This is a genomic window from Paenibacillus paridis (genome assembly GCF_006345825.1).
GTDB lineage: Bacteria > Bacillota > Bacilli > Paenibacillales > Paenibacillaceae > Pristimantibacillus > Pristimantibacillus paridis.
Window position 1 is genome coordinate 26,068 of the sequence record NZ_VCIX01000066.1, and the last position, 21,492, is coordinate 47,559.

Genomic DNA, 21,492 nt, shown 5'->3' on the forward strand with positions numbered 1-21,492 from the left:
CCTCCTTAGCGTTGTTTACTTATTTATCAGTAGCTTCTGCCGCTGGTGCTGCTGCCGCTACCGGTTGTTTTGGCTTAATGACCGTACGGATATGCAATTGCTCCAGCTGCGAAAGCTCAACCTCGGAAGGCGCGTCGCTGAGCAGATCCGTTGCGTTTGCTGTTTTCGGGAACGCAATCGTCTCGCGAAGGTTCGTGCGGCCTGTCAATAGCATAACCAGACGGTCGAAACCAAACGCGATACCGCCATGTGGAGGCGTTCCGTATTCGAATGCGTCAAGCAAGAAACCAAATTTCTCTTGCGCCTCTTCCTTGTTGAAGCCAAGCGCCTTGAACATTTGCTCTTGCACTTCACGCTTGTAAATCCGCATCGAACCGCCGCCAACTTCATAACCATTCAGAACAAGATCGTACGCTTGAGCGCGAATTTGACCTGGATCTGTATCGAAGAAATGAAGATCTTCTTCGTTCGGACGGGTGAACGGATGGTGCTCAGCCACATAACGCTTCGCATCCTCGTCCCAGCCAAGCAGCGGGAAGTCTACAACCCAAGCAAATTTGAACTTGGACTCGTCGATCAGGCCAAGATCCTTACCGAGCTTCGAGCGCAGGTTGCCAAGTACATCTGCAACGACTTTTTTCTTGTCGGCAGAGAAAGTAAGCAAATCTCCGTCTTCAACCTCAAGGCGCTCGGTCAGCAAAGCAATCTCTTCCGGCTTCAAGAACTTCACGATTGGACCGCGCCATTCGCCGTCCTTCACCGTAATCCAAGCTAAGCCTTTACCGCCATAACGTGCCGCGAACGGCTGAAGGTCGTCAAGCTCCTTACGACTCCAGCTTGCACAGCCCTTAGCGTTAAGTGCTTTAACTACACCGCCGCCAGCTGCTACGCTAGCGAATACTTTCACGTCGCTTGCGGATACGATATCGGTAATATCCTTAATTTCAAGACCGAAGCGAAGATCCGGTTTGTCTGAACCGTATTTGTTCATTGCGTCTGCGTAAGTAATGCGTTGGAACGGAAGCTCCAGCTCTACGCCTACTGTATCTTTAAGCAGTTTAGCCGTAAGCTCTTCCATCAAAGCAAGCAGTTGATCCTGCGACAAGAAGGAAGTCTCGATGTCGACTTGCGTGAATTCCGGCTGACGGTCTGAACGAAGATCCTCATCGCGGAAACAGCGTGCAATCTGGTAGTAACGCTCGATACCGGCAACCATCAACAGCTGCTTGAAAATTTGCGGCGATTGCGGCAAGGCGAAGAACTCGCCTTCATGCACGCGGCTCGGCACCAAATAATCACGCGCGCCTTCCGGCGTGCTTTTCGTTAGAATCGGAGTTTCAACGTCAATAAAGCCTTCTCCGTCAAGGAAATCACGGAATACTTTAGCTGCTTTCGAGCGAAGGAACAACGTTTTTTGCATCTCCGGACGACGAAGGTCCAGGTAACGATATTTCAAGCGAAGCGACTCATCCACCTCAACGCCGTCTTCAATCGGGAACGGAGGCGTTTTTGCGGCATTCATTACTTCAATTTTCGTTACGCGTACTTCAATCTCGCCTGTTGCGAGGTTTGCATTGTACGTTTCTGCATCGCGTTCTACAACTGTACCTTGAATAGCCAGAACGAATTCATTGCGCGCACGGTCAGCAATAGCTAGCGCATCGCCGGAGAAATCTGGGTTGAATACCGTTTGTACGATACCCGAACGGTCACGCAAATCAATAAAGAGTACGCCTCCAAGATCGCGGCGGCGCTGTACCCAGCCGTTTAGAATAACGGATTGACCAACGTCCGCTTTCGTTAAGCGGCCGCAGTGATGTGTTTTTAACAACATAGTTTTCATGCTCCTCTATTAGTTAGATTCAAATATGGGGTAAATATTAACCGCTGATTTCATCGGCAAGCTTATCAAGCGCAACGACGCGCTGCTCGCCTTTGGTCATGTCTTTCAGTGCGATTTCTCCGCGTTCCAGCTCATCGTCACCGAGGATAGCCGTATAACGCGCCTGAAGCCGATCTGCGGACTTCATCTGAGCTTTCATCTTACGGCCCAGATAGTCGCGTTCCGCGCGAATGCCGCGCTGTCTGAGCTGGTAAACCAGCTTCGTGACCTCACGCTCAGCAGCTTCGCCAAGGGCAACCACATAGACATCAATTTGGTTAAAGGCTGGCAGCTCTGTTTCTTGGTGTTGGAGCAATAGGATCGTTCTTTCAAGACCAAGGCCGAGACCTACGCCTGGCTGATCCGGACCGCCAATTTCCGAGACAAGCCCGTTATAGCGGCCGCCTCCGCCAACCGTATCAATAGTACCGATTCCTTCCGCCTTGTACTCAAATGCGGTATGGGTATAATAATCAAGTCCGCGCACAAGGCGATGATTGATTTCATACGGGATGCCCATATCGGTCAAATGCATTTTCACCTTGTCAAAATGGATCTGGCACTCCTCGTCCAGGCTGTCGAGAATCGAAGGCGCATCCGTAAAATGCTCCTGGTCGACCTTGCAGTCCAGCACGCGGAGCGGATTGCGGTCCATTCGCGATTGGCAGTCCTTGCAGAGCAGCTCGCGCTTCGGCTCAAGAAAAGCTAGCAAGCGCTCGCGGAATACCGCTCGTACTGCCGGAGTCCCTACGGAATTAATCTCTACGCGAACGCCCTTTAGGCCAACCTCCGTGTAGAAGGTATATCCAAGCGCAATGACCTCCGCGTCGATCGCAGGGTCAACCGAGCCAAGCGCCTCGACGCCGAACTGATGCAACTGGCGGTAACGCCCTGCTTGCGGACGCTCATACCGGAACATCGGTCCAATATAATACAGCTTGGATACGTCGGGCTCTCCATACAGCTTGTTCTCCACATAAGACCTGACCACGCCTGCCGTTCCTTCCGGACGCAGCGTGAGGCTGCGGTTGCCACGATCCGTGAAGGTGTACATTTCTTTCTCGACGATGTCAGTCGTCTCGCCTACGCCGCGCTGGAACAGCTCTGTGGACTCAAAGATCGGCGTGCGGATCTCGCGAAAGTTGTAGCGCTGGCAAATGTCCCGTGCCTTCTGCTCGACAAACTGCCATCTCTCCACCGCGCCGGGCAAAATATCCTGCGTGCCCGGCATTTTCTGAAATGCCATTGAATACCCCTCCTGCCCGTCATCATTCATTCGAATTTCGGTAAACGCAAAAAAACTCCCGTTCCTAATAGCTTGCGCCAAAAGGGACGAGAGTGTATCTCTCGTGGTACCACCCACATTCCGAGCCTGCATTCGATGCATGAGCCCGCTCCAAGACGGTTAACGTCCGTCATCCGCAATCCGGCTACTACTGGTCATCTACATGCCTATGGCCTGCTTCCAACTGTGGTTCACCGTTTGTTCTCCGGGAGGTCTGTTCATTCTGCCGATATAAGGACGCTTGCAGCCAAGTGGCGTCCCTCTCTGGGTATAGCGCGTAGAATTACTTTGTCCCATCATTGAATCGTTATTTAAAAACTAACATACTGAGGATTAATTTTACCCGCCGTAAAGGTCAAAGTCAAGAACGAACTAGAGAATCCTGCTCTTCTCCTTAAATGGGCAGAAAAAAACCTACAAAACCAGTTTGTAGGTCCAAAAGTAAAATATATTTTTAAAAAGGGGGTCGAGGTTTATTATAGGTTAATGATGTTAAAAGAAAGTTAGAGATTGATTACAGTAATATTACAATTTCGAAAGCGTTTTTACGCAAAGCTTTGAAATAATGCAGTTGAGCCTGTAAGAAGCTAAAAAGCTAAAAACCGCCCGGGCAGTTTGCGCGGACGGTCCTTCGTGCTCCAATCAATGGCCGGCATGGTCCCGGCGGGGCGGCTGCGGAAAGCCGATCCACTCCTCCGCTGCTTCCATATCTTCCTCCAGCTCGGCAAATACCTTAGCCTCTCGGCGGTCCGGATGAAGCAGCCTTCTGGAAGTACGTTCGATACCCTGCTCCTTGCGAGATTGGTGCATGTGCGATATTCCCCCAATATAGCATTTTGCCAGCGCAAATTTATTTACGCCTTAATGGCTTCATGAATATTGTTTCCCACATGCGACAGCTTAAGCACCGCTCTCCAAAATTAACGTTACCGGACCGTCATTTACAAGCTCAACAGCCATCATGGCGCCGAAACGTCCCGTTTCCACTACGAGCCCTAACGCTCGAAGAGCAGCATTGAACTGATCGTACAGCAGCTCTGCTTGTTCCGGCCTGGCCGCGCTCATAAAGTTGGGGCGCCTGCCTTTGCGGCAATCGCCATATAACGTAAACTGGGATACCGATAGAAGCTGGCCGCCAATATCGGTTACGGAATGATTCATTTTACCTGACTCGTCTTCAAAAATTCTCAGATTGGCTACTTTGTCCGCCATCCACTTCACGTCTGCTTCGGTATCGTCATGGGTAATCCCCACCAGCAGCACAAGTCCAAAATCGATAACGCCTACAGGATCGCCGGCAATGACAACCTTTGCCTGCTTGCTGCGCTGTACAACTACCTTCACTGCCACGTACCTCCGATATTCATTTCACCCGCAGCGACAACTAAACGAAGCGAGCTATTGCATAATCCGCTGAACGGAATAAATTTCCTGGACGCGCTTTATTTTCTCTACCACTGCGTTCAAATGCTCAATATTGCGAATGAGCACAGTAATATGAATTAAAGCCATTTTATTTTTTACCGTACGGCCAGTTACGGCCGAAATGTTCGTTTTGCTCTCGGATACCGCCTGAAGCACCTCGTTCAGTAGTCCTCTGCGGTCCCCTCCTGTTATTTCAATGTCCACGCTGTAATTCGCATCGATAGATCCTTCCCACTCCACCTCTATGACGCGTTCGCCCTCTTCCCCTTCCTCACCGAAAGGGATGTTTTGGCAGTCCATCCGGTGAACGGAAACGCCGCGGCCACGGGTAATATAGCCTACGATCGAGTCGCCTGGTACGGGATTGCAGCAGCGGGCGAACCTGACAAGCAGGTTGTCAATGCCCTTTACCGTTACGCCTTGGTTCGGCCTCGTCTTCCGATTGCCAGGCGATTTGATTTCTTTCACTTCGCTAGTCAGCTCCAGCTGGTTAGCGAGCTCTGCTTCCCTGCGCATCTTCTCCGTAAGCTTGGTGCAAATCTGAGCCGCTGTAATGCCTCCAAAGCCAATTGCGGACATCATATCCTCAATGTCGTTAAAAGCGAACTTCGAGGCGGCTTCCAGCAATTTATCGTCCTGCATCCATGCCGAAGGCTCTAGGCCAAGACGCTTCAGCTCACGCTCAAGCATATCCTTTCCTTTGGCCACGTTCTCCTCGCGGCGTTCCTTCTTGAACCATTGGCGTATTTTGCTGCGCGCGTGAGAGGATTGGGCAATTTTCACCCAGTCCTGGCTAGGTCCATAGGAATGCTTAGAGGTTAATATTTCGACAATGTCGCCTGTTTTCAGCTTATGGTCAAGCGGAACGATTCGTCCGTTCAGCTTGGCTCCGATCGTCCGGTTGCCTACCTCCGTATGGATGCGGTATGCAAAGTCTAGCGGCACGGAGCCAGCAGGCAGCTCGATGACCTCTCCGCTTGGCGTAAAGACGAATACAAGATCGGCAAAAAAGTCCATTTTGAGCGATTCCATAAACTCGGATGCATCCCGCGCCTCGTGCTGAAGCTCCAATATTTCACGAAACCATGACATTTTATCCTCGAAATTGCCTCCCGGGACGAGTGAACCCTCTTTGTAGGCCCAGTGGGCCGCAATGCCGTACTCCGAAGTACGGTGCATTTCCCATGTGCGAATCTGAACCTCCGTAGGTTCTCCATTAGGCCCGATAACCGTCGTATGCAGCGACTGGTACATGTTCGCTTTCGGCATCGCGATATAGTCTTTGAAACGGCCAGGCATCGGCTTCCATAACGTATGAATAATGCCTAGCGTGGCATAACAATCTTTAATATTATCAACAATGATGCGAATCGCCAGCAAATCATAAATTTCTGTAAACTGCTTGTTGCGATCGGTCATTTTCTTGTAAATGCTGTATAAATGCTTTGGACGACCCGAAATATCGCCCTCAATTCCCATTTCCTCAAGCTTCTCCGTAATGCGGGAAATGACATCGTGAATAAACTGTTCCCGCTCCGCACGCTTCTTCTTCATCAGATTGGCAATCCGGTAATACTGCTGCGGATTCAAATACCGAAGCGCAATGTCTTCCATTTCCCACTTGATTGCGGAAATACCGAGACGATGTGCAATCGGGCAAAAAATTTCCAGCGTTTCGTAAGCAATACGTCGCTGCGCTTCCTCAGATTGAAACTTGAGCGTGCGCATGTTATGCAGACGATCCGCCAATTTAATTAAAATGACGCGAATGTCCTGGGCCATCGCGACAAACATTTTACGGTAATTTTCGTTCTGCTGTTCTTCCTTGGAACGAAATTGAATTTTTTCGAGTTTCGTAAGTCCGTCTACAAGCATTGCGCAGGTTTCGCCAAATTTTGCGCGAACCGTCTGCAAATCAACAGTTGTATCCTCAACGACATCATGAAGCAATGCTGCAATGATCGACAGCACGTCCATTTGCATATCCACAAGTATATCAGCAACGGCTACGGGATGAAGGATATAAGGCTCTCCCGATTTCCGTACTTGTCCGTGATGGGCTTGCTCCGCAAAGTCATAGGCTTCCTGGATGCGTATAAGGTCCTGCTCTTTCATATAGGCGGATGCCTTCTCGAGTAAATGCTCAATGCCCATGAAACGTCCCTTTCTGTTTACACTCCTGGCAGATCCCATTCATGCGTTTTCCGAGTTTTTATAATATTATGCCTGTAATAGCAGTACCTCGTCAACTACTGAGCACCTTCTATTATAAAATAAAACCGCCTCCCCTTTCCCGCATTGGGCGTTTAAGGGGACTGGCGGTCCGTTTTGACAAGTATTAATGCTGTTTCTTTATTCGTAAGTCATAATGGAGAAAACGTCAATTCCATCAAGCTTCTCGCGGCCTTGCAAGTAATTCAGCTCAATTAGGAATGCTGCGCCGACAACTTCTCCGCCAAGCTGGCGAATCAGATTAATCGAAGTGGCAATCGTTCCTCCTGTTGCAAGCAAATCGTCTGCAATCAGGACACGTTGGCCTGGCGAAATCGCATCCTTGTGCATAGCCAGCTGATCGTTTCCGTATTCAAGGTCATAGTTAGCTGTGATCGTCTCTCCTGGCAATTTGCCGCTCTTGCGGATCGGAGCGAATCCTACACCAAGCGCTAGAGCAAGCGGAGCGCCTACAACGAAGCCACGGGCTTCCGGACCGGCAATAACGTCAATTTCCATGTGCTGTACAGCTGCGCGCATTTCTTCAATTACCGCGCGATAAGCTCCCCCATCCTTCAGGAGTGTCGTAATATCCTTGAAACGGATGCCTGGCTGCGGGAAATCTGGAATTACCCGGATGTAATCTTTAAAGTTGTATTGTGTGTTAGACACGTACTGTCAACCCTTTCCATTTCAACATTATCATTATGATTTTGCATTTGCTGCAGACAGTTGTGATGCTTCGAATTGCTGCCTTGCTTCTATGTAACGTGCCGATGCGGCCAAATCCCGTTTCTGTGGCGAAGCGGCAGCTGTCATCATTCCGTTACTTCGTTCAATAAACTGAAGCTCTTCAAATACATCAAGCATAAGCTCAACCGTCTCTAAGGATAACCCAGTTTGCTTGGATAATCGAGCACCGATTCCTTCCAGTGGTGCCTCGGCAAGCAGTTTAAGCTGATGATACACTTTACCGAAGTGCTCTCGACCGGGAAACTCCGATGCCAATGGATCGAAGTGGACATCATGCAGTTGGAGCTGCGGCTTACGCTGGCCATTCCATTCATTAACCGACAATTCGCCGATAATGTCAATTTTGCTGCCCGGTTTTAGCTGATCCGTTAGCATACCCATGTTGAAAGCAATGCCATCGAGCAAGCGCCGTCCGCTCCCTAAGGAAAGCTTCAGATGCTTCGATTCCTTGCCTATGCTCCGGCGGTCTGCTAGCACCGTTTGCTGAAACATCAATCTTGGAGAAGGATTTCCCATACCGAAGGGTTCCAGCTGTGCAAGCTCATTAATCGTTTCGAGAGTTGCTTCGTCCACGGAACATACTAGATCGACAGCTGTTTTAGGAACCCAGTCATCTGCCGAAAGCCATTCCAAGGCAAGCGCGCTAAGCCGCTCCTCAAATGCCGGCAATCGATCGCGATGAAGGCTCATGCCTGCCGCCGCCTGGTGCCCGCCATAATGATCCAAAAGCTCGTCACAAGCGGTAAGCGCAGCGTGAAGGTCAAATCCTTCGATAGAGCGTGCAGATCCTTTGCACATTCCCGATTGTGCATCAATGCCGAGTATGATAACAGGTTTATAATTGCGCTCAAGCAGCTTGGAGGCTACAATGCCAATGACCCCTACATTCCAGCCTTCTGCTGCCAATACAATCACAGCTGGCGATAGCTGGCCTGCCTGCTCTGCCGCTTCACATTTGTCCTTCCACTGCTGCTCGGCTTCCTTCACGATGCTCTCCACGACACGCTGTCTTTCCTTGTTCAAGCTATCGAGTCCAATAGCAGCCAATATCGCATTGTCGTAGTCCTCTGTTGTAAGCAGCTCTACCGCTCGTTTGGCATGATCAAGTCTTCCGGCTGCATTTACGCGGGGAGCCATACCAAAGGCTATATTGGTTGCCGTGAGGTTTTCGAGCTCAATGCCTCCCGCTTCCGCCAGCGCGCGAAAGCCTGTGCTCGTATGATTACGCATTCGTTCAAGTCCATACCTTACAAAAATGCGGTTCTCATCCTTAAGCGGCATTAAATCCGCAATCGTCCCTAAGCTGACAATATCCGCCCATTCGAGCGGCGGACGCTCTAGCAACGCCTGCGCCAGCTTAAAGGCAACCCCCACGCCAGCCAGCCCTTTAAACGGATAAGTACAGCCAGCTTGCTTAGGGTTCACGATCGCACATGCGCTAGGAATTTGTTCCGGCGGTTCATGGTGATCGGTCACGACGACATCGATGCCCAATTCCTTGGCGTACTCAATTTCCTGAACCGCACTGATTCCGGTATCTACCGTAACAATCAAACGGATGCCTTCTTCAGCTGCGAGCTCGATCGCTTTCTTATTGAGCCCGTAGCCTTCCAAAGCCCGATGAGGAATATAATAGTCAAAATGATAATCCAGGGTGCGGAACAAATGTACTAATAGCGATGTACTCGAAACGCCATCGGCATCATAATCGCCATAAATTCTAATTTTCTCCTTGTTTGCAGCTGCCTGTTGTATTCGTTCAACGGCTGCCTTCATTCCCAGAAGGAGATAAGGGTCATGGAAATGCTCCTCTCCCCCCCGCAGGAAGCGTTCCGCCGCCTCCGCGTCACCGAAGCCGCGCTGTACAAGCAGTCTGGCAACAAGCGGAGATAAATTCAAATGCATCGCTAATTGTTTTGACTTGTCTTCATCGTCCTTAGACCATGGCGCAACAGCCCATCTTGTTTTCCTTTGAATCATAATGCTTTCTCCTTTCCTGCTGTTTGCAGAGCTTTATTGCAGCAGTGTCGGCATCTGCTCCTGATTAGGATCATGATTGGACTTATACGGATAACCGGGATCGTAAGGCTCAACATAAATAGATACATCCGTGACGTGTATAAACCGTTTCATTACGAGCTGTTTTACCCGCTTTGCTATCTCTTGCCCTTCAAGAACCGAAATACGCGGATTAACGCTAATGACGATTTCTGCAATCACGTAATGACCATGCTCCTTGGCACGCAGAGACTGGACGGTAACTACACCCTCAACACGCTGAACAAGCTGCATCAGCTCATCAGGATTATCTTCAATTGCTTCATTATTGCTTTCTTTCTTTACCAAAGCGCTAACCATGCGATACCCGCTAAAAACAACAATAATGGCAATCACGATTGCTGCTGCCGGATCAAAATAATAGAGCGCCGGAACAGACAGCATTTTCCCGAAAATAGCACCGCTCGCGCCAATTAAAGCCGCCGCTGAGCAACAGAGCCCCATCATTCGCTCCTTTGATGGAAAAAATAGCTGCTGCAGGATGAGAGAAAGGGCGATCGCTGCAACGGCACTCCAATGTGGGGCGCTGTTTACGCCATTTGCAATATCCCTTACAGCGGAAATGCCGATTTCAAGCCCAATGATGAGAAGGACGACAGACAATAAAATTGTCGTCGCCGCTTCCCCTTTCGTATTTTCAGCATCCGCCTGAGCGTTTGGCCTTACTGCTTTACGCTGATAGCTTGCTCTTAAGCCAGATATTGCAGCAACACCCGCCGCCGCTTCCGCAGCTGTTCGAAATGCATCTGCCAGCAGCGCCTTGCTTCCTGACAACCAACCTACCGCGCCTTTGAATAGAGCCAGCAGCATGTTCCCCCATAAGCCGGTCCAGCTTGCGGACTCAGCCTTTGCATATCGCTGTGTGGTTGACATTTTTACCTCCTACAAGGTTTTGCGAATGCAAAACCTACTTCGTAAGCATGTACTTAGGTTTTGCGAATGCAAAACCTACTTCGTAAGCATGTTCTTAGTTTTTATAAGCCGGCTTATGCCGTTGATTTAACGACAGCTTTCGGCTTTTGTTTTCCTTTAAGTAGCAGCCAGAGCGGGCTCGCGATACAAATGGATGAGTAAGCTCCGCTTGTTAGGCCGATGATTTTCGCAAGGGCGAACAGCTTAATCGACTCGCTTCCGAAAATAAACAAGCATATAGCAACAACTAGTACCGCGAGTACCGTATAAATATTACGTGCCATCGTCTGCCAAATACTTGCGTTTACCATCTCAGCCAGCTGATCACGGTTTTTGAATTGGCCGAAACGAAGATTTTCGCGAATCCGGTCAAAAATAACGATCTTGTCATTGATCGAATAGCCGATTGTAGTCAATACAGCCGCGATGAACGGTAGATCCACTTCCAAACGGAAAATCGAGAATAACGCGATAACAACGAAGGCATCATATAAAATCGCAATGTTTGCCGCAAGCGCAAAGCGCCACTCAAAACGAATCATCACATAGATCATAATCGCGACGCTGGCAATCAAAATCGCCCAGATCGTCTTGATGCCAAGCTCCTGCGCCATATCCGGCGAAACTACGTTGACTTCGGCCGAAACCTGGTCACCGTATTTAGCCTTGAAGCCGTCTTGGATCTCCACGATCTTCGCTTGCGTGAGCACTTCGTCAAAACGAATGGATACCCGTTCATTGCCTGTTCCGCCTACGGTTGGCGTGATGCCATCAATCCCCGAATCCACCAGGATCTGTTTGGAATCCTGCTGCGTTGCTTCCTTGCCTACCAATAGATCCATATTCGTGCCCGCTTTGAAGTCAACCCCGAAGTTCAAGCTGAACAAAAGCAAGGACAAGATACCCACTACAGTCAACACAATCGAGAACAGAAAGAACTTATTGCGGTTGCCTATAAAATCATAACGAATTTTTGTTTTAAAGTTCACGGATTTCTGCCTCCTTTACGCCGTAGTAGCTAGGTTTGGTGAATAGATTACTTTTAATCAGCAGCATAATTAAGAATCGTGACAAGAAGATGTTCGTCAGCATACTAACGAGGATACTGAAAATCATCGTAAGCGCAAAGCCGCGAATCGCGCCATTACCAATGTAATACAATACCGCACTTGCAATGATGTTCGTAATATTCGCATCCATAATGGTGCGGAAAGAGTTTTTCGAACCCGCCTTCAAGGAAGACAGCAAGCTCTTGCCGCTGCGAATTTCCTCTTTAATCCGCTCATACATAATGATATTTGCATCGACAGCCATCCCGATCCCGAGTACGAAGGCTGCTATACCAGGAAGGGTGAGCGTCGCGTTCATTAAATTGAAAACTACGATCAAGAGCCACGTATAAGTAATGACCGTTATACCCGCAACGATTCCAGGAATACGGAACAAAATAACAAGGAAAACCAAAATGATAACTGTTCCGATAATACCTGCTTCAACGGTGTCTTTCAGGGACGCAAGGCCAAGCTTCGCGCCTACGCTTTGCGTATATTTTTCTGTAAGCTTCAGTGGAAGAGCGCCAAGGTTGATCATATTGGCTAGATCTTTAGCTTCGTCTGGCGTGTAATTACCAGAAATCTGTGCAGATCCGCCCGTAATTGGGAAGTTGACGGATGGCTTGGAAAGCTCTTTATCATCTAGATAAATCGCAAGGTATTGACCAGTTAGACGAGTCGTAATTTCTTCGAATTTTTTGGCATCCTTCAGCTCAATGGTAACAAACGGTTTGCTAAGGTTATCGTAGCCGATACCCGCTCCGTTTTGCTTAAAGTCACTGCCGTCAAGCTCGATTTTCCCGTCCGGTCCACGGAACGTCAAATTGATTGGCTTCGCGAGAATATTTCTTACTTCATCCTCGTTAGAAACGCCAGCGAGGCGCAAGCGAATCCGGTTTGTGCCTTCAGTCGTAATTTCCGGCTCTACAATGCCGAGCTCATCGATCCGTGATTCCAAGCTTCTTGCGGTTTCCTTCAATGATTCCGGTGTTACGGCTTCTCCGCCTTCAAGCGGCGACGCTTCGTACAGTACCTCAAATCCGCCTTTTAAATCCAGGCCTAGCCTAACGTCTTTTACTAGCGATGGGCTTGTCCAAGCGATAACGCCAAACATAATGACTACGATCGCAAGGAAGGCAAAAATTCTCTTCCCGAACATACGTCTAAATCCCCCTTATGATCTCAATATTCCTATTATACAGATGCGGCAAAATCGAGTCAAAAAAAACAATAAAAAAAGAACCCGCTGGTTAGAACTGGGTTCCTTTATAGGCGCTAATGGTCATGAAATTCATAAATTTCATCACCTTCAGCGATAATATGTCATTCACTAATTCATGGAGCTCGGGCTGGCCTGTTTTATTGTATTTCTCGCTTACGCATTCCCACACCTCTTGCCCCGTCACATGCTCATAGCCAATAAGGTGAAATTCCTCTGCCTTGCTTTTACAAAGCTCCTCGATCACCCGGACTAACTCTTCGTCTGCCATACGGCGCCTCCTACAAGCATATGACCTCATACGTTTTTCACGTAAAGGAAATTTTTCGCCCATTTCTATTTTCTAAGTATTCGCTACGCTATCCTCAAATTCCTGCCCGCCTTAGCCTTATTCCTAAAATGACTGACATGGAACCGGACATGCTGCGCATAAACATGTTAATACAAGCCTGTGTCCTAGCTTCGTCCTTCTATCTGGACAGGAGCATATTCGTAATTATATGAAAGAGAAGAGGGTATTTTATTATGACGAAGGAAACGAAGCAAACCTTTATCAAGGGCGCCATGATACTGCTTGCCGCCGGTATAATCAACAGGCTGCTCGGCTTCGTGCCGCGGATTGCTCTTCCACGCATCATTGGCGCGGAAGGCGTTGGCATCTATCAGCTTAGCTATCCGTTTCTCACGGTTATGCTGACGATCATTACGGGCGGCATCCCTCTTGCGGTCGCCAAGTGGATTGCGGAGGCAGATTCCGAAGGCGATTCCGCTCGCGTCAAGTACATTTTCCGAACAGCGATGGGACTTGTCGCCGTTTTGGGCGTCCTCATGACAGGCGTTATGCTGCTCGGAGCAAAATGGATCACCACTCACATTCTGCCGGATGCGCGCGTATACCAAACTTTTTTGGTCATGACGCCGATGCTGATGATCATAGGAATATCCTCCGTCTACCGGGGTTATTTTCAAGGGAAACAGAATATGATTCCTACCGCGGTATCTCAAATTGTAGAGACCGTACTGCGAATTATTGCCTCTCTTTCTTTTGCTTATCTGTTCCTTCCTTACGGATTGGAATGGGCCGCTGCTGGAGCGATGCTTGGTGCTGTCGTTGGGGAAATTGGCGGATTTGCCGTGTTGCTGTGGAAATATTACAGGGATAAGTATTTGAACAAGAAGGATTCATCCCTTACACCAGACCAGGATTCATCCAAAAATTTCCCCGTACTGCGAAAGCTGCTTACCTTATCTATTCCAGTCACCGGCAGCCGTATGATTGGTTCCTTCTCTTATTTGCTCGAATCCATACTTACCGCTAGAAGCCTCGCAGCTGCAGGCATCGCCACTGGAATCGCAACTGCACAATATGGCGCTTTGCAAGGCATGATTGTTCCGCTGCTGCTGCTGCCAACCGCTCTGACCTATTCGCTTGCCGTATCGCTTGTTCCATCCTTATCGGAAGCCGCGGCACGAGGTGATCACTCGTTGATTCATAAGCGGCTGCATCAGTCCATGAGACTTGCCTTGGTTTCAGGGGCGCCTTTTGTCGTAGTCATGTCCTTATTCGCTGAACCCATCTGCCGGCTCCTGTATGCCCATGCTGAGATCGCACCTATGCTGCAACTCATCGCTCCGGTAGGCATCTTTATTTATTTGCAAGCACCGCTTCAAGCTGCTCTGCAAGCCCTCAATAAACCGGGCACTGCGCTAATTAATACGCTAATTGGGGCTATCGTCAAGCTCTTTCTGATCGTTAAGCTCGCTTCCGACCCTGATTTCGGCATTTATGGCGCTTTGATTGCCATTAATGTGAATATTGTACTTGTTACTGTGCTGCATGGCATCAGCGTTCTTCGTTTCATCGGCTTTCACATGAAGTTTGCTGATTTCATTAAAGTAGGCGCGGCCATGGTCATTATGGGAGCCGCTGCACAGTTTACGATGAACCGGAACCCGCTGCCGGCCGAGTGGATCAATCTCATCTTGGCTTCTGCCGCCAGCACTCTCGTTTATTTAATGCTGATGGTTGTTATGAAAATTATTGATCGCCATGACTTAAAACGCATTCCCGTTTTCGGAGGCTGGTTTAAATAGATTCAGAAGCAAACAATACAAAACCACGAAAAGAAAGGCAACGCCCTTTCTTTATCGTGGTTTTTTCTCATTCATATCTACAAACAATTTGCCCTTATGATCAATGGTACAGAAGAACACATCTTTAAAATCCGTTACTCCTTTTTCCTGAAGCACGTTTTTAAGCCAAAATCTTGTTTTCTCCAGCTTCTCCAAGTTCCTGTCCTGCACCTTGCCATCCATGATCAACGGAATAGGCAAAATTTCAAAACGATATTTGGAAGGAATGATTTTCGTTTGGTTGTATGCTTTGAAGTGACCATTTTCACTTGAACTGTTTCTTTCCTGGTCTTCGCCCTCTTGATCATCCGCAGCAGTATTTTCTTTCGGAATGACAGAGAGCTTTCCGCTCGTCTCCAAAATGGCAAATTCCACATCCGAAACGGCACTAATTTTATTTTCTCTTAGCTGCAGCATTAAATCATCCAAATTGTAACGCTGCTTGCGCATCACATCACTGTTGAGCTTTCCTTTGTCGATAATTACGCTTGGCTTGCCGTCAAAAAGCAATCTCAGCCTTCTGCTCTTCATTGTCATAAAGGCGCTGCCCACCTGGATAAGCAGCAGGATTACCATTGGCATAATCCCGCTCCACATGGAACGCTCCATATCTTCAATGACAATTACCGCAATTTCCGCAATCATGACCGAAATCACTAAATCGAATACGGATAACTTCCCGATCTCGCGTTTTCCCATAAAGCGCATGATCAGAAACACAACGAAATAAATGATCACTGTCCGGATTAACAGGCTCCAAAATTCCAAAGGAAACCGCCTCCTCGACTTTTTCATACGAGCTGAAGTCAGTCTCGTTTGTCCGTACAGCTATTCTGACCTACGTGCAATCACATCATACTCATCTGCATTACACGAATATATGGCAATCCCGCAAGAGTGTACACGATTAAAGAAATGGTTGTACTATTCTGGCTAGCTTGACCATATGGATAAGTAATACGTACCTTTTGCTGGGGGGAATTGGATGAGTTCCGTGAAACAAGCTCCTAAATCGCCTTTAATCGCTTCACCTTTACTTGCAGGCGTGCTATTCTCCATTATCTGGTTAGCGATTGGCGCCTTGCTTCTCTCACTGCTTTTGCATTTTACTGATATGAAGGAAAGCAGCTTATCTACAAACGCCCTCTTAATTCATGGTTTTGCGTCGCTGGCGGGCGGCTTTACGACAGGCCGCCGATCGGAGAGCAAAGGCTGGTACAATGGTGCTATTCTTGGACTATTGTATGGGGCAGCCGTCATTTTAATTAGTTTTCTCGCATCAAATGCCCCGATTTCGCTTCATAGCGCTGTCGTTCTTGGCGCCGCTCTTCTCACGGGGGCCTTCGGCGGCATGATTGGCGTCAATATGAAAAAATAACGGTAGGAAACACAAAAAAAACGGCTGACATGTATACATGTCAGCCGTTTTTTTGTGTGAAATTATTTCTCTAAATCAACCGCCGCTGGTGCGGAGTTGATAATGTTATTAATTGCGCTGCGCTCGAATGTCATTTTAGTTGTATCGTTGACACGAAGAACAACCGTATCGTCACTCAGCTCAACGACTGTACCATGCAATCCACCAATGGTTGAAATTTTGTCGCCTTTTTTCAACTGACCAAGCATGGAAGTACGCTGCTTTTGTTTCTTTTGCTGCGGACGAATAAGCAAGAAATAAAACACCGCGAACATAAGCACAAAAGGCCAAATCATTTGTAGGATATTTGTTGATCCTGCTTCACCTGCTGCTTGCAACATCGAAATCCCTCCTTTCAAAACCCTTTCTCATTATCGAACAGGCCGTAGCTCGTGAAGAAGGAATCCCGGAAATCCAAAAGCCGGTCCTCCATAATCGCTTGCCGAACGTCCCGCATGAGTTGTAGCAAGAAATGCAAATTATGATACGTCGTTAATCGCATGCCAAAGGTTTCATCCGCTTTGATTAAATGCCGGATATACGCTCGTGAGTAGTTCTTGCATGTATAGCAGGAGCACTCTGGATCCAATGGACCAAAATCTTCGGCGTATTTTGCGTTACGGATAACTAAACGGCCCTGGCTTGTCATCGTTGTCCCGTTTCTGGCAATACGTGTTGGGAGAACGCAATCGAACATATCGATGCCGCGGATAGAGCCTTCAATCAAAGCATCCGGGGAGCCAACTCCCATCAGATATCTTGGTTTATTCGCTGGCAAAATGGGTACGGTATAATCAAGCACATCATACATGAGATGCTTAGGCTCGCCTACACTCAGTCCACCAATAGCATACCCCGGGAAATCCATGGAAGTCAAATCATTTGCGCTTTGAATACGCAAATCTTTGTACATCCCGCCTTGAACAATCGCGAATAATCCTTGGTCATGCGGTCTTGCATGCGCCTTTAGGCAGCGTTCTGCCCAACGCGTAGTTCTCTCCAGCGATTTCTTGACGTATTCATGCTCCGCCGGGAACGGGGGACATTCATCAAAAGCCATCATAATATCGGATCCGAGAGCATTTTGAATTTCCATTGCTACTTCGGGAGATAGAAATTTCTTATCGCCGTTTAGATGAGAACGGAAATGTACGCCCTCTTCCGTAATTTTACGCATTTCGCTTAAGCTAAAAACCTGAAAGCCTCCGCTATCAGTCAAGATCGGACGATCCCAATTCATAAACTTATGAAGCCCGCCGGCATTTCTTACGATTTCATGCCCGGGACGAAGAAACAAATGGTACGTATTGCTCAGAATAATATGGGCATCCATCGTTTTCAGCTCTTCTGGGCTCATGGTTTTGACCGTAGCCTGCGTGCCTACCGGCATAAACGTTGGCGTTTCAATAATGCCATGTGGAGTATGGACCCGCCCTAGACGTGCTCCTGATTGCTTGCATTGTTTGATTAATTCATATTTTACAGCCACAATTCACGCTTCCTATTCCTATTTAGTAAATAAACATCGCGTCGCCAAAACTGAAAAAACGATACTCCTCGGCCACCGCTTCCTCATATGCCCGCATAACGGCATCACGTCCAGCAAGTGCGCTTACCAGCATAACGAGCGTTGATTTGGGCAAATGAAAATTAGTGAGAAGTGCATTTACCAGCTTAAATTCGTAACCTGGAAAAATAAAAATCGATGTCCAGCCGCTGCATGCTTCAATAGGTCCGCCTTCAAAGCGGTTTGCTACCGTCTCCAGCGTTCTGGAAGAAGTCGTGCCTACTGCAATAATACGTGCGCCAATGCTTTTGGCTTCATTTATTATCGCTGCGTTTTGCTCATTCAGTTCATAATACTCCGCATGCATCTCATGGTCCTCAACCAGCTCAACAGACATCGGACGAAAGGTCCCTAATCCGACATGCAAGGTAACATAGGCCAGCTTGACTCCCTTTGCCTGCAGCTTCTCCAGAAATGCATCCGTAAAGTGAAGCCCCGCAGTCGGTGCAGCCGCAGATCCGGCATGCTTGGAATAGACCGTTTGATATCTTTCACGCTCTTCCAGCCTTTCCTTAATATAAGGAGGCAGAGGCATTTCCCCTAATCGATCCAACAGCTCTTGAAAAATTCCTTCATAGGCGAATCGGATCGTCCGACCGCCCATTTCGCCTTCTTGCTCAATAACCGCGCGCAGCAGTGGATTGCCCTCGCCATCGTCACCAAAAGATAGCTCCGTACCCACCTTCAAACGTTTAGCCGGCTTGCCTAGCGCTTCCCAGCGGTCTCCATCAAGCTGCTTTAGAAGCAACAGCTCGATTTTGGCGCCGGTATCACTCTTAATTCCTGTCAAACGGGCTGGAATTACTCTCGTATCATTCAAAACAAGCACGTCGCCGGATTGCAGATATTGCTCCAGATCCGTAAATTTCTCGTGTGCGATTTGTCCGGACTGCTTATTTAAAGTCAACAGCCGAGAAGCCGTTCTGTCCAATAGCGGCGTTTGTGCAATCAACCGTTCCGGCAATTCGAAATCAAACCATTCTACATTCATCTCGTATAATCATTCCTTAGCGATGGTAACATCTTTGTAATAGTATTTCAAAATATATTGATAGTCATACCCCTGCTGGGCAAGGCTTAGCGCTCCGTACTGCGACAAACCCACGCCATGGCCGTTGCCTGAACCGACGAAACGGAAGGATGGCTCCTTTGTCGCTGCTCGCAAATGCTGACTGCCATCTTGAATAAACAAATTAGCATTCGTTGCTTCGGACACTTTGCCTCCCGCGCTTATGGTGTAAATGGCAGCAGCGTCCTGCGGTTTCGTCCGCGATGCCGCGCCTGCTCCAAGAATCACAACCTTAGCCGTTTCCTCAATTTGAAACAAAGTGCTTGGAAGCGAGGTTTGAACGCCAAGCGTCGCACGGAATGAATCTGGGTAGCTTACCGAAACCTTCTGCCCGTTGGCCAATATTTCAGTCGCGCGTCCCGATGCTCCGCGCTGGCTGACTTCCAATGTCTTAAGCGGACCCGCTATAGCCGCCTTGGCCTTCGAATTAATCGTTGTCAGCATTTCTTGGGCTGTATAAGGGCCTCTCACCCAATTCATCGCATTAGACTCTATCGTTTTCTCCAATACAACTACCTTCGTTCCGCTGTCCACTTGCGCGATGACCGGTATCGTATCTTGAATAAGCGGGTGCTTGCGTACTTTTGAAGCATTTGTGTTTACTTGCATAATTGGGCTTCCTGCGGCCGTTTTTTGCGCGGTCTCATCTAATAAATCCTCTCGGATATAACCGATGGCTCCGCTCGGCAGCACGACTCGATACCAGCTTAATAAACCAGCTTCTGAAGAAGTATCCGGGCTTTTTACAGCTTGCAGATAGGGAATCGAATTCCCCCAAATCTCTTTCGCGTCTGCCGTTATGCCTCCACCGTTTGCGGCGAACAACGCCTCGATTACTTTGCCGCCATACATCGCCACTTCACCAGCCGTATCATTTACCGCGGCAATCGTTGATGGGCGTTCAGAGGTCACTCCGTAATAAGCTTGACTTAAAGTCGTATCTACAACATGCGCGATTTGAAAGCCAAAGCCTTTATTTAAGGCATAGGAACGTGCCGCGACAGCTTGGGCTTTTAACGCCTCAGCCGGCCATGTAGGATACATCTCTATTCCTACAACAGAATACAAATATTGTTCGAATGGCAGCTCGTTGATTACCGCCATCTGCCCATTCAATAGGCTTAGCTCAAACAATCCGCGATAGGTGCGGCTGCTTCTTTCCGTTAGCTTTATAGGTGCTGCACCTGCGGGAGAGATCGCTACTTTCGTGTCGCTTCCTGCAAACATATAAAGCTCCATGCTGCTTTCCGCTTTGCCGCTTACCGAATGGTCATTTCGCAATAATAAATAAGATGATTTCGAATCAGCGCTGCTTAACGCGCTGCCGCCTGCTGCTTTGGCGGCAGCTGTTTTGACAATTTGCAGCTCAGCATCCGTTACGGCAGCACCAACCATAACCGAGTAGCTGGCCGACCCGCTAGCTGGGGAACGAACGGCTACATAAGCATCCAGGCCAACAGCGCCAAAGCCATTGGCAGCCGATTGTGCAGCCTCTTTGCTCGCTAACGCTTCCGTTTCCAAATGCAACGGCCCTTGAAGTACCCCTTTATAGCTGCCGCTAAGCTTGATCAGCTCGCTGTCGCCATTCCATTTGGTTTGGGCAGTTGCAGCTGTAGCGGCTGTAGTGTATGTACCCTCTATAACCTGATAGGTTATGGCTCCGTTTTTGGACAATGAGGCTAGGTAAGGTGTTCCTTTCAGCGTTTGAAGCCTCTTGAAGACAGCCAAGGCTGAACCGAAATTGGTAGACTCAAACACCTTAACCTTGTAGCTGTCTAGCGCAAACCGGACCGATGCAGCGCCTTCTATATTAAACCAAGCACTCACGCCTCCCGGCTGTCTTTCGCCAATGCTCAAGCCATCCACTGAAGAGAAAGTAGCTGCTGCAGTTGTTTCCGTATATTTCCCAGGCAATTGCATAAATAAGGCAACGCGAATATTGTCCAACTGAGGCACTGCTGCTTGTGACGGAGAGCCTGTCCAAGCGGAAGCCAGCACCGCAATGGCTACAGCTGTAACTATGTATCGCTTGATCGATCCCTTAATTCCCATGTTTGTTGTTCTCCCCTCTGCTTTGTGGCAGCTCACAGCCATTCACCGAGCAGCTTTGCTCCGTTTTGCCAAACCACTCATATCTCCGGTTTGCAACATAACGGTACATCCGGTCAGCGATTTTTCTCATGCCGGGTATCCTGTAAATGAAAGCTAGCAGGCGCAAACCCTTCACGGTTCTCAAAACGCGAACTACGCCGTCCGCGCCAGCAAAGAGCTGTCCGCTTTCGTCAGCGACATGCATTTTCTCGTACAGCAACGCATAATTCAGTTGGCCGATATTTGGAATAAGCTGCTGCCCTTCGCCTTCAGCCTCCAACTGTTGAATCGGCACAAACTGCAAATCTGCATTGGATCTCAGCTCTTTCAGCCGGGCTACGGAAGCCAGGCATAGGTTGCAATATCCGTCATAAATCACATAGAGCCGCTCGGCTCTGCTTTGCTTTGTATCATTCAT

19 protein-coding genes are annotated in these 21,492 nt (G+C 48.5%); 2 read left to right on the plus strand and 17 right to left on the minus strand.

Going from position 1 to position 21,492, the window contains the following annotated elements:
• Positions 1–19 precede the first annotated feature (19 nt).
• From aspS to FJQ58_RS02990, 11 genes are all read right to left on the minus strand, one after another.
• Positions 20–1,834, minus strand: a complete 1,815-nt coding sequence (gene aspS, locus FJQ58_RS02945; RefSeq protein ID WP_139990944.1) for an aspartate--tRNA ligase — start codon at positions 1,832–1,834, stop codon at positions 20–22.
• A 46-nt stretch (positions 1,835–1,880) separates the two neighbouring features.
• Positions 1,881–3,128 carry a histidine--tRNA ligase gene (gene hisS, locus FJQ58_RS02950; protein ID WP_139990945.1) on the minus strand — a complete coding sequence of 416 codons (1,248 nt, stop codon included), beginning with the start codon at positions 3,126–3,128 and terminating at the stop codon, positions 1,881–1,883.
• A gap of 681 nt (positions 3,129–3,809) precedes the next feature.
• Positions 3,810–3,977 (minus strand): hypothetical protein, encoded by a 168-nt coding sequence (locus FJQ58_RS32510; protein WP_202915197.1) that lies wholly within the window; start codon positions 3,975–3,977, stop codon positions 3,810–3,812.
• A gap of 90 nt (positions 3,978–4,067) precedes the next feature.
• On the minus strand, positions 4,068–4,511 hold the full coding sequence (dtd, locus tag FJQ58_RS02955; protein WP_139990946.1) for a D-aminoacyl-tRNA deacylase: 444 nt from the start codon (positions 4,509–4,511) through the stop codon (positions 4,068–4,070).
• Between the two features lie 54 nt (positions 4,512–4,565).
• Positions 4,566–6,746, minus strand: a complete 2,181-nt coding sequence (locus FJQ58_RS02960) for a RelA/SpoT family protein (protein ID WP_139990947.1) — start codon at positions 6,744–6,746, stop codon at positions 4,566–4,568.
• 198 nt (positions 6,747–6,944) lie between these two features.
• Positions 6,945–7,475 (minus strand): adenine phosphoribosyltransferase, encoded by a 531-nt coding sequence (locus FJQ58_RS02965; RefSeq protein ID WP_139990948.1) that lies wholly within the window; start codon positions 7,473–7,475, stop codon positions 6,945–6,947.
• Positions 7,476–7,508: 33 nt separating this feature from the next.
• Positions 7,509–9,536: a single-stranded-DNA-specific exonuclease RecJ gene (recJ, locus tag FJQ58_RS02970; protein ID WP_139990949.1), complete on the minus strand. Its 2,028-nt coding sequence runs from the start codon at positions 9,534–9,536 to the stop codon at positions 7,509–7,511.
• Between the two features lie 33 nt (positions 9,537–9,569).
• Positions 9,570–10,487, minus strand: a complete 918-nt coding sequence (locus tag FJQ58_RS02975; protein ID WP_139990950.1) for a cation diffusion facilitator family transporter — start codon at positions 10,485–10,487, stop codon at positions 9,570–9,572.
• 113 nt (positions 10,488–10,600) lie between these two features.
• Positions 10,601–11,515 (minus strand): protein translocase subunit SecF, encoded by a 915-nt coding sequence (secF, locus tag FJQ58_RS02980; RefSeq protein WP_139990951.1) that lies wholly within the window; start codon positions 11,513–11,515, stop codon positions 10,601–10,603.
• A complete protein-coding gene (gene secD / locus FJQ58_RS02985; protein ID WP_139990952.1) occupies positions 11,505–12,737 on the minus strand; it encodes a protein translocase subunit SecD in 1,233 nt (410 codons plus the stop codon). The genes secF and secD overlap by 11 nt, the downstream gene beginning before the upstream one ends.
• A 91-nt stretch (positions 12,738–12,828) precedes the next feature.
• Positions 12,829–13,068 carry a post-transcriptional regulator gene (locus FJQ58_RS02990; RefSeq protein ID WP_139990953.1) on the minus strand — a complete coding sequence of 80 codons (240 nt, stop codon included), beginning with the start codon at positions 13,066–13,068 and terminating at the stop codon, positions 12,829–12,831.
• A 254-nt stretch (positions 13,069–13,322) separates the two neighbouring features.
• Between FJQ58_RS02990 and spoVB the strand changes: the two genes are divergently transcribed.
• On the plus strand, positions 13,323–14,891 hold the full coding sequence (gene spoVB, locus FJQ58_RS02995; RefSeq protein ID WP_139990954.1) for a stage V sporulation protein B: 1,569 nt from the start codon (positions 13,323–13,325) through the stop codon (positions 14,889–14,891).
• A gap of 51 nt (positions 14,892–14,942) precedes the next feature.
• Here spoVB and FJQ58_RS03000 read toward each other — a convergent pair whose 3' ends face one another.
• Positions 14,943–15,698 (minus strand): YetF domain-containing protein, encoded by a 756-nt coding sequence (locus FJQ58_RS03000; RefSeq protein ID WP_238403747.1) that lies wholly within the window; start codon positions 15,696–15,698, stop codon positions 14,943–14,945.
• A 217-nt stretch (positions 15,699–15,915) separates the two neighbouring features.
• Between FJQ58_RS03000 and FJQ58_RS03005 the strand changes: the two genes are divergently transcribed.
• Positions 15,916–16,308 (plus strand): TIGR04086 family membrane protein, encoded by a 393-nt coding sequence (locus FJQ58_RS03005; RefSeq protein WP_139990956.1) that lies wholly within the window; start codon positions 15,916–15,918, stop codon positions 16,306–16,308.
• A gap of 62 nt (positions 16,309–16,370) precedes the next feature.
• Here the strand turns inward: FJQ58_RS03005 and yajC are convergent, their stop codons facing one another.
• From yajC to FJQ58_RS03030, 5 genes are read right to left on the minus strand one after another with little or no spacing between them, the layout of a single operon-like run.
• On the minus strand, positions 16,371–16,688 hold the full coding sequence (yajC, locus tag FJQ58_RS03010) for a preprotein translocase subunit YajC (RefSeq protein WP_139990957.1): 318 nt from the start codon (positions 16,686–16,688) through the stop codon (positions 16,371–16,373).
• 14 nt (positions 16,689–16,702) lie between these two features.
• Positions 16,703–17,836 (minus strand): tRNA guanosine(34) transglycosylase Tgt, encoded by a 1,134-nt coding sequence (tgt, locus tag FJQ58_RS03015; protein WP_202915198.1) that lies wholly within the window; start codon positions 17,834–17,836, stop codon positions 16,703–16,705.
• Positions 17,837–17,858: 22 nt separating this feature from the next.
• Positions 17,859–18,905, minus strand: a complete 1,047-nt coding sequence (queA, locus tag FJQ58_RS03020; protein WP_139990959.1) for a tRNA preQ1(34) S-adenosylmethionine ribosyltransferase-isomerase QueA — start codon at positions 18,903–18,905, stop codon at positions 17,859–17,861.
• 9 nt (positions 18,906–18,914) lie between these two features.
• Positions 18,915–21,035, minus strand: a complete 2,121-nt coding sequence (locus FJQ58_RS03025) for a SpoIID/LytB domain-containing protein (protein ID WP_238403749.1) — start codon at positions 21,033–21,035, stop codon at positions 18,915–18,917.
• Entirely contained in the window at positions 21,025–21,492 is a 468-nt protein-coding gene (locus FJQ58_RS03030; RefSeq protein WP_139990960.1) for a thiol-disulfide oxidoreductase DCC family protein, read from the minus strand. Before FJQ58_RS03030 ends, FJQ58_RS03025 begins: the two co-directional genes overlap by 11 nt.

What these genes read in the sequence shown, in the direction of transcription:
- FJQ58_RS02960 (WP_139990947.1), bottom strand. Translation starts at nt 6,746, where the DNA reads ATGGGCATTGAGCATTTACTCGAGAAGGCATCCGCCTATATGAAAGAG.
- yajC (WP_139990957.1), bottom strand. Translation starts at nt 16,688, where the DNA reads ATGTTGCAAGCAGCAGGTGAAGCAGGATCAACAAATATCCTACAAATG.
- aspS (WP_139990944.1), bottom strand. Translation starts at nt 1,834, where the DNA reads ATGTTGTTAAAAACACATCACTGCGGCCGCTTAACGAAAGCGGACGTT.
- FJQ58_RS03025 (WP_238403749.1), bottom strand. Translation starts at nt 21,035, where the DNA reads ATGGGAATTAAGGGATCGATCAAGCGATACATAGTTACAGCTGTAGCC.
- FJQ58_RS02975 (WP_139990950.1), bottom strand. Translation starts at nt 10,487, where the DNA reads ATGTCAACCACACAGCGATATGCAAAGGCTGAGTCCGCAAGCTGGACC.
- spoVB (WP_139990954.1), top strand. Translation starts at nt 13,323, where the DNA reads ATGACGAAGGAAACGAAGCAAACCTTTATCAAGGGCGCCATGATACTG.
- recJ (WP_139990949.1), bottom strand. Translation starts at nt 9,536, where the DNA reads ATGATTCAAAGGAAAACAAGATGGGCTGTTGCGCCATGGTCTAAGGAC.
- FJQ58_RS03005 (WP_139990956.1), top strand. Translation starts at nt 15,916, where the DNA reads ATGAGTTCCGTGAAACAAGCTCCTAAATCGCCTTTAATCGCTTCACCT.
- FJQ58_RS32510 (WP_202915197.1), bottom strand. Translation starts at nt 3,977, where the DNA reads ATGCACCAATCTCGCAAGGAGCAGGGTATCGAACGTACTTCCAGAAGG.
- hisS (WP_139990945.1), bottom strand. Translation starts at nt 3,128, where the DNA reads ATGGCATTTCAGAAAATGCCGGGCACGCAGGATATTTTGCCCGGCGCG.
- FJQ58_RS03030 (WP_139990960.1), bottom strand. Translation starts at nt 21,492, where the DNA reads ATGAATGATACAAAGCAAAGCAGAGCCGAGCGGCTCTATGTGATTTAT.
- secD (WP_139990952.1), bottom strand. Translation starts at nt 12,737, where the DNA reads ATGTTCGGGAAGAGAATTTTTGCCTTCCTTGCGATCGTAGTCATTATG.
- queA (WP_139990959.1), bottom strand. Translation starts at nt 18,905, where the DNA reads ATGAATGTAGAATGGTTTGATTTCGAATTGCCGGAACGGTTGATTGCA.
- FJQ58_RS02990 (WP_139990953.1), bottom strand. Translation starts at nt 13,068, where the DNA reads ATGGCAGACGAAGAGTTAGTCCGGGTGATCGAGGAGCTTTGTAAAAGC.